This is a genomic window from Phyllobacterium lublinensis (assembly GCF_020164435.1).
GTDB lineage: Bacteria > Pseudomonadota > Alphaproteobacteria > Rhizobiales > Rhizobiaceae > Phyllobacterium > Phyllobacterium lublinensis.
In genome coordinates this window covers 66,410-80,408 of sequence record NZ_JAIUDQ010000014.1, presented here as the reverse complement: position 1 = coordinate 80,408, position 13,999 = coordinate 66,410, and the positions used below count along the sequence as shown (strand labels likewise).

At 58.2% G+C, this 13,999-nt stretch carries 16 protein-coding genes; 7 read left to right on the top strand and 9 right to left on the bottom strand.

Annotation, left to right across the window (positions count from 1 at the left end):
* On the top strand, positions 1-1,017 hold the full coding sequence (locus K9U38_RS16720) for an esterase-like activity of phytase family protein (protein WP_224495484.1): 1,017 nt from the start codon (positions 1-3) through the stop codon (positions 1,015-1,017).
* Here the strand turns inward: K9U38_RS16720 and K9U38_RS16715 are convergent.
* Both K9U38_RS16715 and rpmB read right to left on the bottom strand, forming a co-directional pair.
* Positions 990-1,640 (bottom strand): VUT family protein, encoded by a 651-nt coding sequence (locus K9U38_RS16715; RefSeq protein ID WP_224495483.1) that lies wholly within the window; start codon positions 1,638-1,640, stop codon positions 990-992. The two genes, K9U38_RS16720 and K9U38_RS16715, sit on opposite strands and share 28 nt — an antisense overlap.
* Before the next feature lie 95 nt (positions 1,641-1,735).
* Positions 1,736-2,035: a 50S ribosomal protein L28 gene (rpmB, locus tag K9U38_RS16710; RefSeq protein ID WP_099997886.1), complete on the bottom strand. Its 300-nt coding sequence runs from the start codon at positions 2,033-2,035 to the stop codon at positions 1,736-1,738.
* A gap of 271 nt (positions 2,036-2,306) precedes the next feature.
* Between rpmB and K9U38_RS16705 the strand changes: the two genes are divergently transcribed.
* A complete protein-coding gene (locus tag K9U38_RS16705; RefSeq protein ID WP_224495482.1) occupies positions 2,307-3,110 on the top strand; it encodes a DUF3108 domain-containing protein in 804 nt (267 codons plus the stop codon).
* Between the two features lie 38 nt (positions 3,111-3,148).
* A complete protein-coding gene (gene yddG, locus K9U38_RS16700) occupies positions 3,149-4,009 on the top strand; it encodes an aromatic amino acid exporter YddG (RefSeq protein WP_224495481.1) in 861 nt (286 codons plus the stop codon).
* Here yddG and K9U38_RS16695 read toward each other — a convergent pair.
* A complete protein-coding gene (locus K9U38_RS16695) occupies positions 4,006-4,440 on the bottom strand; it encodes a cupin domain-containing protein (RefSeq protein ID WP_224495480.1) in 435 nt (144 codons plus the stop codon). The two genes, yddG and K9U38_RS16695, sit on opposite strands and share 4 nt — an antisense overlap.
* Positions 4,440-5,225 (bottom strand): hydroxyacylglutathione hydrolase, encoded by a 786-nt coding sequence (gloB, locus tag K9U38_RS16690; protein WP_370631970.1) that lies wholly within the window; start codon positions 5,223-5,225, stop codon positions 4,440-4,442. Before gloB ends, K9U38_RS16695 begins: the two co-directional genes overlap by 1 nt.
* A gap of 93 nt (positions 5,226-5,318) precedes the next feature.
* On the opposite strand from gloB, the gene K9U38_RS16685 reads away from it, so the two are divergent.
* Positions 5,319-6,059, top strand: coding sequence for a class I SAM-dependent methyltransferase (locus K9U38_RS16685; RefSeq protein WP_224495540.1), 741 nt, complete (start codon positions 5,319-5,321; stop codon positions 6,057-6,059).
* A gap of 71 nt (positions 6,060-6,130) precedes the next feature.
* Here K9U38_RS16685 and metW read toward each other — a convergent pair whose 3' ends face one another.
* Together metW and metX are read right to left on the bottom strand one after the other, a co-directional pair.
* A complete protein-coding gene (metW, locus tag K9U38_RS16680) occupies positions 6,131-6,745 on the bottom strand; it encodes a methionine biosynthesis protein MetW (protein WP_224495478.1) in 615 nt (204 codons plus the stop codon).
* Complete coding sequence (metX, locus tag K9U38_RS16675; RefSeq protein ID WP_224495477.1) at positions 6,742-7,929, bottom strand: homoserine O-acetyltransferase MetX; 1,188 nt, start codon at positions 7,927-7,929, stop codon at positions 6,742-6,744. The genes metW and metX overlap by 4 nt, the downstream gene beginning before the upstream one ends.
* 329 nt (positions 7,930-8,258) lie before the next feature.
* Here metX and hisC point away from each other — a divergent pair, with 329 nt between their 5' ends.
* Together hisC and K9U38_RS16665 are read left to right on the top strand one after the other, a co-directional pair.
* Positions 8,259-9,365: a histidinol-phosphate transaminase gene (gene hisC / locus K9U38_RS16670; protein ID WP_224495476.1), complete on the top strand. Its 1,107-nt coding sequence runs from the start codon at positions 8,259-8,261 to the stop codon at positions 9,363-9,365.
* A gap of 3 nt (positions 9,366-9,368) precedes the next feature.
* A complete protein-coding gene (locus K9U38_RS16665) occupies positions 9,369-10,301 on the top strand; it encodes a prephenate/arogenate dehydrogenase family protein (protein ID WP_224495475.1) in 933 nt (310 codons plus the stop codon).
* Between the two features lie 300 nt (positions 10,302-10,601).
* Here K9U38_RS16665 and K9U38_RS16660 read toward each other — a convergent pair whose 3' ends face one another.
* Complete coding sequence (locus K9U38_RS16660; protein WP_224495474.1) at positions 10,602-11,621, bottom strand: DUF2125 domain-containing protein; 1,020 nt, start codon at positions 11,619-11,621, stop codon at positions 10,602-10,604.
* A 65-nt stretch (positions 11,622-11,686) separates the two neighbouring features.
* On the opposite strand from K9U38_RS16660, the gene K9U38_RS16655 reads away from it, so the two are divergent.
* Positions 11,687-12,217: a gamma-glutamylcyclotransferase gene (locus K9U38_RS16655; protein ID WP_224495473.1), complete on the top strand. Its 531-nt coding sequence runs from the start codon at positions 11,687-11,689 to the stop codon at positions 12,215-12,217.
* Positions 12,218-12,228: 11 nt separating this feature from the next.
* On the opposite strand, the gene K9U38_RS16650 is transcribed toward K9U38_RS16655, so the two are convergent.
* Together K9U38_RS16650 and K9U38_RS16645 are read right to left on the bottom strand one after the other, a co-directional pair.
* Entirely contained in the window at positions 12,229-13,014 is a 786-nt protein-coding gene (locus tag K9U38_RS16650) for a lysophospholipid acyltransferase family protein (protein WP_224495472.1), read from the bottom strand.
* Between the two features lie 244 nt (positions 13,015-13,258).
* The gene (locus K9U38_RS16645; protein ID WP_224495471.1) at positions 13,259-13,960 is read right to left on the bottom strand and encodes a YdcF family protein; all 702 of its coding nucleotides are present in this window, start codon (positions 13,958-13,960) and stop codon (positions 13,259-13,261) included.
* Positions 13,961-13,999: the final 39 nt, after the last annotated feature.

The following is a 13,999-nucleotide window of genomic DNA, read 5'->3' as shown; positions in this document are numbered from 1 at the left end:
ATGGGTTGGATCGCGCTGCTCCTTCGGCGCGCTCTGCCATTCCTGACCTTTCCCTGTCTCCTCGTTGCACCTGCCTTTGCCGAAGAGGGGGGCGTTTCTGCTATAACCATTACCTCGCGGATGATATCGAGCTTCCGCATCGGGTCATCGCAAACGCGCTTCGGCGCGCTGGAGTTTGTTGGCGGTCTTGAAATGACATCCACCGATCGCGAATTCGGCGGTCTTTCCGCGTTTCATTATCTGGATCAAGGACAAGCTTTTGTCGGCGTCACCGATACGGGTTTCTGGTATGCGGGCCAAATGCAACGCGATGCGGGGGGCAGGCCAGCTTCGATCAGTAATTTCAGGATTGCGCCAATACAGAGCGAAGAGGGGATGCCGGTGGAGGGCAAATGGAACTCCGATGCGGAGGGCATGAGCATATCGGGCCAGACCGTGACCATGTCGTTTGAACGCGTCCATCGCATTGCCGAATTCGCGCTGGACCTCGACGGGTTTGCGTCAAAGCCAAATTATCTGCCTTTGCCGTTCCCTCGGAATGAACTGCGCAACAATCGCGGCATTGAAACAATTGCCTATGCTCCAGCGTCCGGCCCGTTGCAGGGGGCGCGCGTAGCGGTCACTGAGAAAAGTATCAACGAGGTGGGGGATGCATTCGCGGCGGTGCTTGAGGGGCCCCGGAAAGGCATTTTCTACGTTAAACGCCGCGACGACTTCGATATCAGCGACGGTGATTTTCTTCCCTACGGGGATCTCCTGCTGCTGGAGCGCAAATTCAGCATCGCCAGCGGCGTGACCTTGCGCATTCGACGCATTGAGGCTCAAGCCATCAAGCCCGGTGCAACCGTTGATGGTCCGATCATCCTTGACGCAGATATGCGCGATCAGATCGACAATATGGAAGGGCTGGACGTCTGGCAGGCTGACGACGGAAGCACTCGCGTCTCAATGGTATCGGACGACAATCATTCGATCGTCCAGAGAAATCTCTATCTCGAGTTCCGGTTGGCCGAATAGATGGCTGGAGCAAAAACGGCGAGGATCGCGCCGTAGGGCACAAGCATCACGACCGCCATGACCATCTTGACCATCAGATCGCCGAAGCCAAGCGAAACCCATAAGGGGATTTCGTTGCCGAAGAACGGTACGAGCATGGAAAGTGATGAGTCGGCCTGGCCAGTAAGGGCGTCGATCCACGCGAATTGGGCGGCAAAGGCGATAGAGAAGAACAGCAACGTATCAAGAAGCGAACCGAAAATTGCGGAGGCAAATGGCGCTTTCCACCATGTTAGTTGTCGCAGCTTGTTGAATACCGTTATGTCGAGAAGCTGTGCGGTCAGAAAGGCTGTGCCCGATGCAATGGCAATGCGCGGCGTTGCGAGCCAGATTGACAGGATCACGGCGATCGTAAACCCGACATAGACGACCTTGCGGGCAAACGCCGGGCCATAGGTGCGGTTGGCAAGATCATTGACCAGAAAAGCGATCGGGTAGGTGAATGCGCCGTATGTGAGTATCTCGCCCAATCCGAAATGGTCGAAAGGATACTGGACCAGGATATTGGATGCAGCAACAACCCCGCACATGGCGAGGACAGGCAGAATATAGTCGGACGGAGAGTAGGCGCTTCTGAGCGACATTTTTTTATCCTGGGTAATGGAACCAGCAACCGGCTTGAATCAAAAACAAGGCCAGCAGAAGCTGGCCCCATTGATCACAGATAGACGTATGCTGCTTACGCAGCAACCGGTGCTTCGAGCAACTTCTTGGCAATCTGGCGCTTGAGAAGACGAGCGCGCTGGGACAGCTCCTTCTCGTCAGCCTTCACCAGGAACGCATCCAGACCACCGCGATGCTCGACACTGCGCAGGGCATGAGCCGAAACGCGCAGACGGAAGCTCTGACCGAGAGCTTCGGAGATCAGCGTTACGTGGCAGAGGTTCGGCAAAAAGCGGCGGCGCGTTCTGTTGTTCGCGTGGCTCACATTGTTACCGTACTGTACCGATTTAGCGGTCAATTCACATGTGCGGGACATTGGGTCTCACCTTCAAATTTCATTACCTATAGCCCGAATGTTTCTTGTTACCATCGCACGTCGCCGTGCAGCGGCGCGCTTATCGGACAGGCGGCCTATTGGGAAGTCGCGTTTCTATAGTGATATGAGCTGCGCGCGTCAAGTGTGCATCTGCGAAGTTTGGCATGGCTTTTGCGTAATCGCGCCAGCCTTCCTATGTTAGTCACAACTTTGCCTGCTTTGTGCCGTCGAAAATTGATAGCAGGGACCGCAATGGACTGGAATGATAAAAATGAAGACTAGCCGACGCCTTGGCGGTCAAACATTTGTGGCAATGTCCTTGGCAATATCCCTGCTGACGGCCGCTTTGCCTGCCGCGGCGGCGCAATCCTATCGGACTGACTATCGAATCTCGCTATATGGCCTGTCTATCGCCAAGGCCAGTTTTTCAACGAAAGTGACCGATGGCACCTACCAGGTAACCGGGACCCTTGCGAGCTCCGGATTGGCCAGCCTGTTCGACGACACCGATGGTAAGCTTGATGTCAGCGGTCAGTTTGCGAAGAACGGTCCGGTACCCAATTCCTATGTCGTCAAATACAGGCATGGCAATCGCGACAAGAGCACGTCCATCTCGTTTGCCAACGGCAATGTCACCAATACGATCAATGTTCCTCCCATCAGGAAGAAAAAGAACTGGGTTGAACTTTCGGCCGCCGATCTTCAGTCAGTCGCCGATCCAATTTCCGGCGTGATGGTATCGGCGGACAGCCCCAGCCAGGTCTGCACCCAGACGCTGCATCTTTATGACGGCCAGACCCGAGTCGATCTGAAACTGTCACCTGCCGGCAAGACAGAGCCGTTCGTAACCAAGGGCTTCAGGGGTAACGCGATCACCTGTTCCGCAAAGTTTGTGCCGATCGCGGGATATCAGTCGGGACGAAAAGCCATCGAGTATCTGAAAAACTCCAGCAATATCAGTCTCACCTTTGCATCGCTTGGCGACTCCGCTATCTATTCGCCCGTACTGGCGAAGGTCGGCACACAGATCGGTACGGTGACGGTGCACGCGACCCGTTTCGAAAAAGTACAATAGGCGGCTGGGGCGGCTGCTTTCGCATTGGGGGCAGTGGGGTGGCAACATTTGTCGGATTTCTTGCGATCATCATGTGGGCGATGCTCGCCCTGTTTACCGATGTTTCAGGGAAGGTTCCTCCATTTCAGCTGACGGCCATGACCTTTGCGATTGGTGCGAGCCTCGGGTTTGTATCCTGGTTGTGGCGACCGGGTGCGGCGCGGCATCTGCGCCAGCCGGCAAAGGTCTGGTTGCTCGGTGTTGTGGGGCTGTTTGGCTACCATTTTCTCTATTTCACGGCTTTGCGTAACGCACCGGCGGTTGATGCAAGCCTGATAGCCTATCTGTGGCCACTGTTCATTGTCGTTGGGTCAACATTGATGCCCGGTGAGCGCCTTCGCTGGTTTCATATTGTGGGGACGTTGCTTGGTCTTTCGGGAACGGTGCTGATTATCACCAAGGGCGGCGGCGTCGGCTTCGATGCGCAGTACAGTTTCGGCTATGCGATGGCTGGTCTGTGCGCCATAACCTGGGCGGCCTATTCGCTCCTGTCCCGGCGGTTTGCCAGCGTGCCGACAGATGCGGTGACCGGCTTTTGTGCCGCTACTTCAATTCTTTCGCTGATTTCGCATATGTTGCTGGAACAGACGATCTGGCCAGAAGGCATCATCCAGTGGCTCGCAGTGCTGGGCCTCGGGCTCTTTCCGGTTGGCGCTGCGTTCTATGTCTGGGATTACGGGGTCAAGCACGGGAACATACAGGTTCTCGGTGCATCGAGCTACGCTGCGCCGCTGTTGTCGACGCTGGTCCTGGTCATCGCAGGCGTTACCGAACCAACGGCACGCATCATGCTTGCCTGCCTGCTTATTACGCTCGGAGCAGCTCTCGCGGCCAAGGAGATGCTGCTGAAGCAGCGTTAAGGTTCCCACCCCGGCTCGGCCAGTTCGAACTGGGCGAAGTCGAAGCCGGGTGCGACGGTACAACCCACCAGCGTCCAGTCGCCGAGCGTTGTAGCCGTTTGCCACTGCCCGGCTGGCACAATAGCTTGCGGACGCTCTCCCGCTGCCAGGTCGAGACCGAGCTGATGCGTCTCGCGCGGCAACCCTTCGGGAGCAATAATCAGACGCAGCGGCGCGCCGCCGTACCAGTGCCAGACCTCGGCCGCATCCTTGACGCGATGCCAGGCCGAGACTTCACCTCTTTCGAGCAGGAAATAGATGGCTGTCGAATGACCGCGACCGCCTTCAGGCCATTCGCTTTGGTTATCGCGGAACGTCTGAACGTAAGAACCCCCTTCGGGATGTGGCTCCAGCCCAAGGTGCTGGCGGATCTCATGTGCTGTCAGCGTCATCAGAAATTATCCTTGCGTTTCCGGATCTCTGCGAACACGGCCTCGTCGCTGGCGTTCTCCATGTTCAGGTTCCTGCGGATGGAAGGATCGTGCCAGCGCAGGAACGGATTCGTGGCCATTTCGCGAAGGAGGGTTGTCGGCAGGGTCGGCAGCCCTGCCTCCCGGAGCGCCGAGATTTCGCGTGCTCGTTCCTTGAGCGCCGAATTTTCCGGATCGATGGTCAGGGCAAAGCGGGCATTGCTCTCGCTGTATTCGTGGCCGCAGTAAATTTCAGTGTCCCCCGGCAAGGCGACGAGCCGCTGCAGGGATCGGAACATCGTCACCGGCGTGCCCTCGAAAAGACGGCCGCATCCGAGGGAAAACAGGGTGTCGCCGGTAAAGGCGACTTTGGCAGCCGGGATATGGTACGAGATTTCACCCGCCGTATGGCCGGGCGTTGAAATGACCTCGACGCTGAAATTGCCGAATTGAAACCGGTCCCCGTGGCTGACCGGGTGGTCGATCCCCGGTATCTGCGATTGTTCGTCCCGGGGACCGGTGATGTGCACGCCGAAACGCTTCTTCAGCGCGAGATTCGCCTCGACATGATCGCCGTGGTGATGGGTCGTGAAGACATGCGTCAGGTTCCAGCCGCGCCGTTTGAGTGCGGCAAGAATCGGCTGTTCTTCCGGTGCATCGATGGACGCAGTCAGATTGGCCTCGGGATCGTGGATCAGTACGCCGAAATTGTCGGTACGGGCGGTGAACTGTTCAATTTGCAGATTGGACATGGTCATTCTCTTCATGCTTGCGTGTGTCAGGATAGTCCGACCGGTGGCAGGTGCAACCCGGTATCAGCCATTTCTTGATGTTCCTGCTTGTCATGTTACGTTGCGGCCATGCATCTCGACATCATCGATCTTCGTACTTTCTACGCTTCAACACTTGGGCACCTGACCGAGCGCTCGATTACCATGGCACTGGCACCAATCTGGCCGAAGCTGCCGGGCGAGCGTCTGGTCGGGCTCGGCTACGCCGTTCCCTATCTCGACCGGTTTCGCGGCGATACGGAACGCACCTTTGCATTCATGCCCGCCGGACAGGGAGCTGTCAGCTGGCCGCCAGCAGAGCCATCAGCTACAGCATTGATTTTCGAAGAAGATTTGCCCTTGCCAGATTCGGCGGTGGACCGCGTCTTGATGGTTCATGCATTGGAGCATGCTGAAGATCCGCGCGAAACGCTGAAGGAAATGTGGCGGGTACTGGCGCCGAATGGCCGTCTGGTCATCGTCGTGCCCAACCGGCGCGGACTTTGGGCGCGCTTCGAACACACGCCATTTGGCAGCGGCCGGCCCTATAGCCGTGGTCAGCTGACCAGGCTGCTGCGGGAAGCCAACTTCACCCCAGGCCCCTGGGGCGAGGCGCTGTTCTTCCCGCCGTCATCGCGACGCTGGATGATGCGGCCCTCGGGTCTGTTCGAGCGTATGGGCCGCCGCTTCTGGCCGATGTTCTCCGGTGTGCTGATCGTTGAGGCGCAGAAACGGATCTACCAGGGTCTGCCGGTGGCCAAGCGCTCGTCGCGGCGGGTGTTCGTACCGGTGCTCTCGCCGCAGGGAACAGCAAGCGCGAGCTCGCGTTAGCACAGCACAATTTCCATCTTTGGTTGATATTTTTGCCCCGAATCTGCAGATTCTGAGTCAGGATTCCCGAATTAACGCTTGAGCAGGAATACGGCCTGTTGACCGAACAGGTTCCAGAATCCCCACGGCATGTTGAAGCCGAGCCGCGCCCCAAGCGCGTTGAGTGCGACGGCCGATTCGACGTGGGCACCGACTTCTTTCGTCATGTCGACAAAGTCGCTGATGGTGCAGAAATGGATGTTCGGTGTGTCGTACCAGCTGTAGGGCAAGTCCTTGGTCACGGGCATGCGGCCATTGATGGCGAGCGACGCGCGGACACGCCAGTGTCCGAAATTGGGAAACGAGACGATTGCCTTCTCGCCGATGCGCAGCAGCTCCGTCAGGACGTTCTTCGGATTGCGGGTGGCTTGCAGGGTTTGTGACAGGATGACGTAATCAAAACCGCCATCGGGGTAATATTTGAGATCGCTGTCGGCATCGCCCTGAATGACCGAAAGACCGCGCGCAACCGATTCGTTTACACCCTTTTGCGAAAGCTCGACGCCACGACCATCGATACCCTTGGTGGTCTGCAGCAGTTCGAGGAGTTCGCCATCACCACAACCGACGTCGAGAACCTTCGAGCCGGGTCTCACCAGCGAGGCTATGACATCGAAGTCGACGCGGGGATGGGTGTTGACGCTCATGTGGGCAGCAGGCCCCTGGCACGCGCCGCCGAACGGATGAAGCCGTTGATGGCCGAGAACATTTCCGGTTCGTCGAGCAAGAACGCATCATGGCCACGATCGGATTCGATCTCGACGAACGAGACCGAAGCGCCTGCCGCATTGAGCGCATGGGCAACAGTGCGGCTTTCGCTGGTAGGGAAGAGCCAGTCGCTGGTGAAGGACACGATGCAGAAGCGGGTCTTGGATCCGGCGAACGCATCGGCAAGCCTGCCTTCGTGCTCGGCCGCCAGATCGAAATAATCCATGGCACGGGTCATGTAGAGATAGGAGTTGGGATCGAAGCGCTCGACGAAGCTCATGCCCTGGTAACGCAAGTAGCTTTCGATCTGGAAATCCGCGTCAAACCCGAAGGTCACATTCTGCCGGTCCTGCAGATTGCGGCCGAACTTGCGGTGCAACGCGGTCTCGGACAGATAGGTGATATGCGCGGCCATGCGCGCGACGGACAGCCCCTTTCGCGGCACGGTGCCAGCCTCAAGGTAGCGGCCTTCCTTCCACTCCGGGTCAGCCATGACTGCTTGGCGGCCCACTTCGTGGAAAGCAATATTCTGTGAGGAGTGGCGCGCCCCGGTGGCGATGGCAACAGCCGCAAAGACCTTGTCCGAATGGCTCGACGCCCATTCCAGCACCTGCATGCCGCCCATGGAGCCGCCTATGACTGCGAATAGCTGTTCGATGCCGAAATGGTCGACAAGCATAGCCTGGGCTCGCACCATGTCGGCAATGGTGATGACGGGCAGGTCAAGTGCATAGGCCATGCCGGTCTCGGGATTGATCGAGGCCGGCCCGGTCGAGCCGAGGCAGCCGCCAAGCACGTTGGAGCAGAGGACGAAATACCGGTCCGTATCGATCGGCTTGCCGGGGCCTACGAGTGTTTCCCACCACCCGGACTTGCCGGTCACCGGATGCACATTCGCGACATGCTGGTCGCCGGTCAGCGCATGGCAGATGAGGATTGCATTGGATTTGTCGGCGTTGAGCTCGCCATAGGACTGATAGGCAATGCGAAATGGAGACAGGGAAACACCGCTATCGAGATGCAGCGGCCTGTCGGCACCAAAATCCACCACAGGGCTGTGGGGATTTGTCGCTTCCTGGCTCTTCTGATCGATTTGTGGCGTTGATTGGCTGGCTTTGGTCATGGCTATGCAATCTAGAGTGCGGGCTAGGTATGGTTGCAGCCATGGCAAAGTCAATGGTTTCTTTGCATTTCAAAGGTTTTACGGTTCGCGGAAAAGAAAATCATATGCTTTTCTCACGCGCTCCGTCCTGCCGGACCCCGCCCCAATAAGGGGGAGATCGACCGACACCAACGGTTTAGTCAATTTACAACGTTGAAAATTGGCGGAAACGCTCATACAAGCTGATCTCCCCTTGTGGGGCAGATGTCCGGCAGGACAGCGGGGGGTGAAAACCTTTTGGCTTGTTTGCCAGCATCTGACCATCGATCGAACGATGCCACGGATCAATCATGACCACGACAGTTAAAGACACGCGACCAACACCCAAAGCCGGCATACTCGACATAGCAGCCTATGTTCCCGGCAAGGAACATGCTCCGGGTGTCGCGAAGGTCCATAAGCTGTCGTCCAACGAAACGCCGCTCGGCGCCAGCAAGCACGCTGTAGAAGCTTATCGCGAGGCCGCGCTGAAGCTGGAAATATATCCGGATGGTCAGGCGACTGCCTTGAAGAAGGCCATCGCCGACGTGCACGGACTGAATGCGGGCAATATCCTCTGCGGCAATGGCTCCGATGAATTGCTTGGTCTGCTCTGCCAGACCTATCTGTCGCCCGGCGATGAGGCGATCTACACGGAACATGGCTTCATGGTGTACAAGATCTACATCATGGCTGCGGGTGCAACGCCGGTCGTCGCCGATGAGAAGAACCATCGCGCCGAGGTCGATTCCATCTTGAGCGCGGTGACGCCGCGCACGAAGATCGTTTTCCTTGCCAATCCGAACAATCCAACGGGTACCTATCTTCCCTTCGAGGAAGTTCGCCGCCTGCATGCCGGACTGCCGAAGAACGTGTTGCTGGTGCTCGATGCCGCCTATGCGGAATATGTGCGCCGCAACGACTACGAAGCCGGTGTCGAACTCGTGTCATCCTTTGAGAATGTCGTCATGACCCGGACCTTTTCCAAGATTCACGGGCTTGCGGCACTCCGTATCGGCTGGATGTTCGCGCCTCATCATGTCATCGATGCCGTCAACCGCATTCGTGGACCGTTCAATATGAATTCCGCGGCAATCGCTGCCGGTGCCGCTGCGATCCGCGACCGGGCGCATGTCGACCAGGCAATCGCGTTCAATGAGAAATGGTTGCCGTGGTTGACTGAAGAGATTACCGCCCTTGGCCTGCGCGTGACACCGTCGGTCGGCAACTTCCTGCTTATCCACTTTCCGGACGATAGTGCGAAGTCGGCTGAAAAGGCAGACATGTATCTCACGAGCAGAGGGTATATTTTGCGCCGCGTTGCGGGATACGGATTTCCCAACGCGTTGCGCCTTACCATCGGATCCGAAGAAGCCAATCGCGGCGTAGTCGCTGCACTCTCCGAATTCATGAAATAAACTATGTCCAACGTTCATTTTGATAAAATCGCCCTGATCGGCATCGGCCTTATCGGCTCGTCGCTTGCCCGCGTCATCAAGCGCGAGGGCCTCGCCGGTCAGATCGTCATTTCCACCCGCAGCGAGACCACGCTGGCGCGCGCGAAAGAACTTGGGCTCGGCGACAGCTACTCACTCGACAGCGCCGAGGCAGTAAAGGGCGCCGATCTCGTCATCGTCTCGGTGCCCGTGGGTTCGTCAGGCGCCGTTGCCCGGCAGATTGCCGGCTCGTTGAAACCCGGCGCCATAGTGACCGATGTGGGCTCGACCAAGGGTTCGGTCATCGCGCAGATGCAGCCCGAACTTCCCGCCAATGTCCATTTCATCCCGGGCCACCCGTTGGCCGGTACCGAATATTCCGGCCCGGATGCCGGTTTTGCGGATCTGTTCGCCAATCGCTGGTGCATTCTGACGCCGCTTGAAGGTACCGACCCTGCAGCAGTGGACCGGCTGACGAAGTTCTGGCAGGCATGCGGTTCGCGGCTCGACACGATGGATCCGGTCCATCACGACCGCGTGCTCGCCATTGTCTCGCACCTGCCGCATCTTATTGCCTATAACATCGTTGGCACGGCCAGTGATCTTGAGGAAGTGACCAATTCCGAAGTGATCAAATACTCGGCGTCGGGCTTCCGCGACTTCACCCGACTGGCCGCTTCCGACCCCACCATGTGGCGGGACGTCTGTCTGCACAACAAGGAAGCCATTCTTGAAATGCTGGCGCGCTTTTCGGAAGACCTCGCGTCCCTGCAGCGTTCGGTTCGATGGGGCGACGGCGATGCGCTGTTCGATCTGTTCACGCGAACACGCGCGGTCCGTCGCGGCATCATCGATGCCGGCCAGGAAGTCGATGCGCCGGATTTCGGTCGTCAGAAGGCCAGTCAAAGTCCAACGTGATTTTCAGGCTGGTGTTTCTGGAAACAGTGTAGCTTCATAGTCCTGAAGGGCGTTCAGATGTGCAATATCTGGATGCTGAATTCATCGATATTTGCCGCGGCTTAGCGACAATGAGGACTTGCGGGCAATGCCGTGATGCGTGGTTCGACGAGCTCACCATGAGGGAGGTGGATTGATCGCAACGCGCTAAAGTCTGCGGGGTTGGTTGTTATTGTGCAGCCTCACAAATCCCCTCATGGTGAGCTTGTCGAACCACGCACAGCGACTTTACCGGCACCCCGTCAATGGCTCGGTGCAAGCTTACAGGGAGGGCAAGCGTCCCAGGCTGATAAAGCCCACCGACATTTTGCCCTTCTTTACAGTGATCGGCAGCGTCGGCGCACCGGTTTCGTCCCTTGGCACAAAGGCCATTGCCTGAAGTACCGAAGAGATCGTGTTGCCGGCCTCCGGAAAGATGCCCTGAAGCGCCTGTGCAACGCCTTCCGGATTGCGCATCGTCACGGTGAAGTCGCCGCTGATGCGGCCATCATCGGCAATGGCGAATGGGCCTGAAACGGCGATGCCGCTGCCATCGGCAAATGCAAGATCCACCTTGCGCAAGGTTCCGGATTGGCCGCGCAGGACCGTCAGGTCCCGTTCCGGCTTACCAAGCAGTGCAAAGCCATTGGCAAGCTGGACATCCGCCGCGCCGGTCAGTTCAGGTAGCGACCGGTTGTCGATGAGGTTGTCAGCGATCTTGAGCTGGTTGAACGCAAGGGCGACATCCATCTGCGGTTCGCTTGTGCTGAAGTGCAGTTCGCCGTCCTTTACGGATGCAAGGGGTGCGGCATCGGCAGCCGTGCCACGCTGGTTGACGATGATGTTGCTGCCTTGCACCGATATTTGCCTTGGCAGCGGCTTGTCCAACTGGATGCTGGAGGTAAGTTTCTCCCACTTTGCGTCGAGAGGCATCAGACCGGGCACATCGATCGCGGCCGGGCCCGCGATGCTGCTGACGATCTGCATGGGATTATAGATCTGCGCCGCCGAACGGAAAGTGCCCGCCGTAACGGACAGGTTTTTTGCAGGATCGGCCCAGCCAACCCGGCTGCAGTCGACGCCTACCCGCAACGGAAAGCCGCTGGCACGGACGTTCTCGCAGGTGGCATCGATGCCCCTTGCCTTGAAGGCTTCGATATTGGTCGTCACGCGGCCCTGGAGTTCATTGGCCAGATAATACCAGCCGGTGGTGTAGACCGCGCCGAGCAGTACAACGCCCCCGACAAGATATTTCAGGAGTCGTCCGCGCTTTTTGCTGCTCTCGGTGGTGCTTGACGGCATGGTCCGGCTCTCGCTATCGATCAGGGGAAGACGCTTCGTGGTGCAGCAAAGCTATCAGGATGGATATGGGCGATTTTTGGGTCTTTGGCTATGGTTCTTTGATGTGGAAGCCGGGCTTTGCGCATGTGGAGACCCTGCACGCCCGCCTGCACGGCTATCGGCGGGCACTCTGCGTGCGCTCCTATGTGCACCGCGGAACGCCTGAACAGCCCGGCCTGGTCCTCGGGCTCGACCGGGGAGGGTCGTGCCTTGGCATGGCATTTCGCGTGCCCGGCGATCTTGAGGACGAGGTGATTGCCTATCTGCGTGAAAGGGAACTGGTTACGAATGTATATCTGGAGCGGCGGCTCGGCATTCGGCTGGAGGATGGTCGCAAGGTCGAGGCATTGACCTATATCGTCGACCGCAACCATGTCCAATATGCCGGCGTGCTGTCTGTCCATGACGCGGCCGCCGCCGTCCGCGGCTCCGTCGGCCAGTCCGGCCGCAATGAAGACTACGTCCACAATACGCTCGAACACATGCGCAAGATGAACATCCGCGACCATTGGATGGAAGCGGTGGTTGCAGCGGTTGATGGGGGCGCTCAGGGTTAGCGGGGGTTTTTCTAAACGTTGACTCCGAGCTCGCGCAGCCGGTTGACGGCCGTTGGTGGCATGGGTGGTGGATTGTCCGATTTTGCCGCTTCAATCAGAAGTTCGTCGCAGGCGGCCTCGGTCACTCTTTCGAGTTCCTTCAGGAATGTATCATTGTCCAGGCCCGGCTGGATCGGCGGCAGGATGCGACAGCGGATCGTTCCCGGATAGCGCATGAACTTGCGCCGCGGCCAGTAGAGCCCCGCATTATGCGCGATGGGAACCACGGGGATGCCGAGTTCCCCGTAGATATGGGCGACTCCATATTTGTAATGGGGCGGCGCACCTGGTGCGGTGCGGGTGCCTTCGGGATAGATCATCAATTGCCTGTTCCCGGCGACAGCCTGCCGTGCACCGTTCACGGCGGTCTTCATGGCGGCAGACCGTTTGCCGCGATCGATCGGCACCATTTTCATTTTCTGGATGTACCAGCCGAACAGCGGGATCCAGGTCAGTTCGCGCTTGAGAATGTAGACGGGGTCGGCGATGTGGGGAAGAAACGCATAGGTATCCCAGAACGACTGGTGCTTGGCCGCGCAGATATAGGGCCCTTCCGGAATATTCTCGAGACCGTCTATGTGATGGTCGGTGCCGGCGATCACCTTCTGCAACCAGAGATTGGATTTGGCCCAGTTCTTCGGGACGCTCCACGCCTGCTTGCGCGGGCTCAGGAAATAATAGGGCGTGAAGATGATCATCTGGATGATCAGGTTGAGGTAGAATGCCGTATTGAAAGCAAGTGATCGGATGATCGTCATGAGGGTCCCGGAATGACTTCGAATGGCTTGCGGCCTTGGTTATACTAAATGGGACGTGGCGTGAACCAGATTAAGAGCATCGCCTAGGTCCAATCGACATTCAGGGTTTGGAGCGTGGCGCGCGCGGATTTTGCCCCTGGATGCGTCGAAAGCCCTCGTGGAGGGTCAACTCCACCGAGCCCCTTCTCCTGTTCAGGCACAAAATTCGCGCGCGCCACGCCCGAAACCTGAATGTCGATTGGACCTAGCCCTTGATCCCATGCAGCAGCGAGGTGGTGACCTCCGACAGGCGGGCTGGCAACTGGCACCGGATGATGGCACCGACATATTTGACATATTCAACGAGAAGGACCCGCACCACCAGGCCACGGGTGATCCAGTTGCCATCGCGAAGATTGGTGTTGGTGATGGGGTAGGGAATAAACTCGATGTCGCGCGAGGCGCGCTGGAGTTCGAACATCGTCCTCGGGATATGGTAATTGTTGGTGACGACGATAACCCGCTTGTACTGGTTCGCATTGGCCCATTTGACGCTCTCGGCCGCATTGCCGATCGTATCCAGCGCTGACCGGTCGATGTCGACACAGCATTCGAACAGCGTGGCGTCGCCGCCGGTGACGCGCTGCAATTCACTGCGGTTGGTGGAGGAATGAACCCCGCTGATGAACAGCCGCTCGCCGCGCTTGTTCTTGAGGAGTTCAAGCGCCCCTTCAATGCGCGAGAAGCCGCCGGTCAGGACAACGATGCCATCGGCTGGTTCCGTGAGGTCCGGCACCGGCAGGGTACTGACGTGGTCACTGAAAACAATGAAGCCGCCGATAAACAGACCGAGCGAAATCACACTGAGAATGAAGAGGGGAAGTACGATCCGCTTGCGGATGAACGTCATCATCCGTCCGGCCCGGCCTTGCCCACCGGTGCCTGTCTTGCCGTTGCTGTCGTTCAACCCGTTCATTCCGCGTCGCAATCGCCTTGCTTGTAGCTC

Coding starts and splice junctions, on each gene's coding strand:
- K9U38_RS16650 (WP_224495472.1), bottom strand. CDS start 13,014: ATGACGATCATCCGATCACTTGCTTTCAATACGGCATTCTACCTCAAC.
- metX (WP_224495477.1), bottom strand. CDS start 7,929: ATGACCAAAGCCAGCCAATCAACGCCACAAATCGATCAGAAGAGCCAG.
- K9U38_RS16695 (WP_224495480.1), bottom strand. CDS start 4,440: ATGACGCTGACAGCACATGAGATCCGCCAGCACCTTGGGCTGGAGCCA.
- gloB (WP_370631970.1), bottom strand. CDS start 5,225: ATGAAGAGAATGACCATGTCCAATCTGCAAATTGAACAGTTCACCGCC.
- K9U38_RS16720 (WP_224495484.1), top strand. CDS start 1: ATGGGTTGGATCGCGCTGCTCCTTCGGCGCGCTCTGCCATTCCTGACC.
- K9U38_RS16655 (WP_224495473.1), top strand. CDS start 11,687: ATGGGCGATTTTTGGGTCTTTGGCTATGGTTCTTTGATGTGGAAGCCG.
- K9U38_RS16705 (WP_224495482.1), top strand. CDS start 2,307: ATGAAGACTAGCCGACGCCTTGGCGGTCAAACATTTGTGGCAATGTCC.
- metW (WP_224495478.1), bottom strand. CDS start 6,745: ATGAGCGTCAACACCCATCCCCGCGTCGACTTCGATGTCATAGCCTCG.
- rpmB (WP_099997886.1), bottom strand. CDS start 2,035: ATGTCCCGCACATGTGAATTGACCGCTAAATCGGTACAGTACGGTAAC.
- hisC (WP_224495476.1), top strand. CDS start 8,259: ATGACCACGACAGTTAAAGACACGCGACCAACACCCAAAGCCGGCATA.
- K9U38_RS16660 (WP_224495474.1), bottom strand. CDS start 11,621: ATGCCGTCAAGCACCACCGAGAGCAGCAAAAAGCGCGGACGACTCCTG.
- K9U38_RS16685 (WP_224495540.1), top strand. CDS start 5,319: ATGCATCTCGACATCATCGATCTTCGTACTTTCTACGCTTCAACACTT.
- K9U38_RS16665 (WP_224495475.1), top strand. CDS start 9,369: ATGTCCAACGTTCATTTTGATAAAATCGCCCTGATCGGCATCGGCCTT.
- K9U38_RS16715 (WP_224495483.1), bottom strand. CDS start 1,640: ATGTCGCTCAGAAGCGCCTACTCTCCGTCCGACTATATTCTGCCTGTC.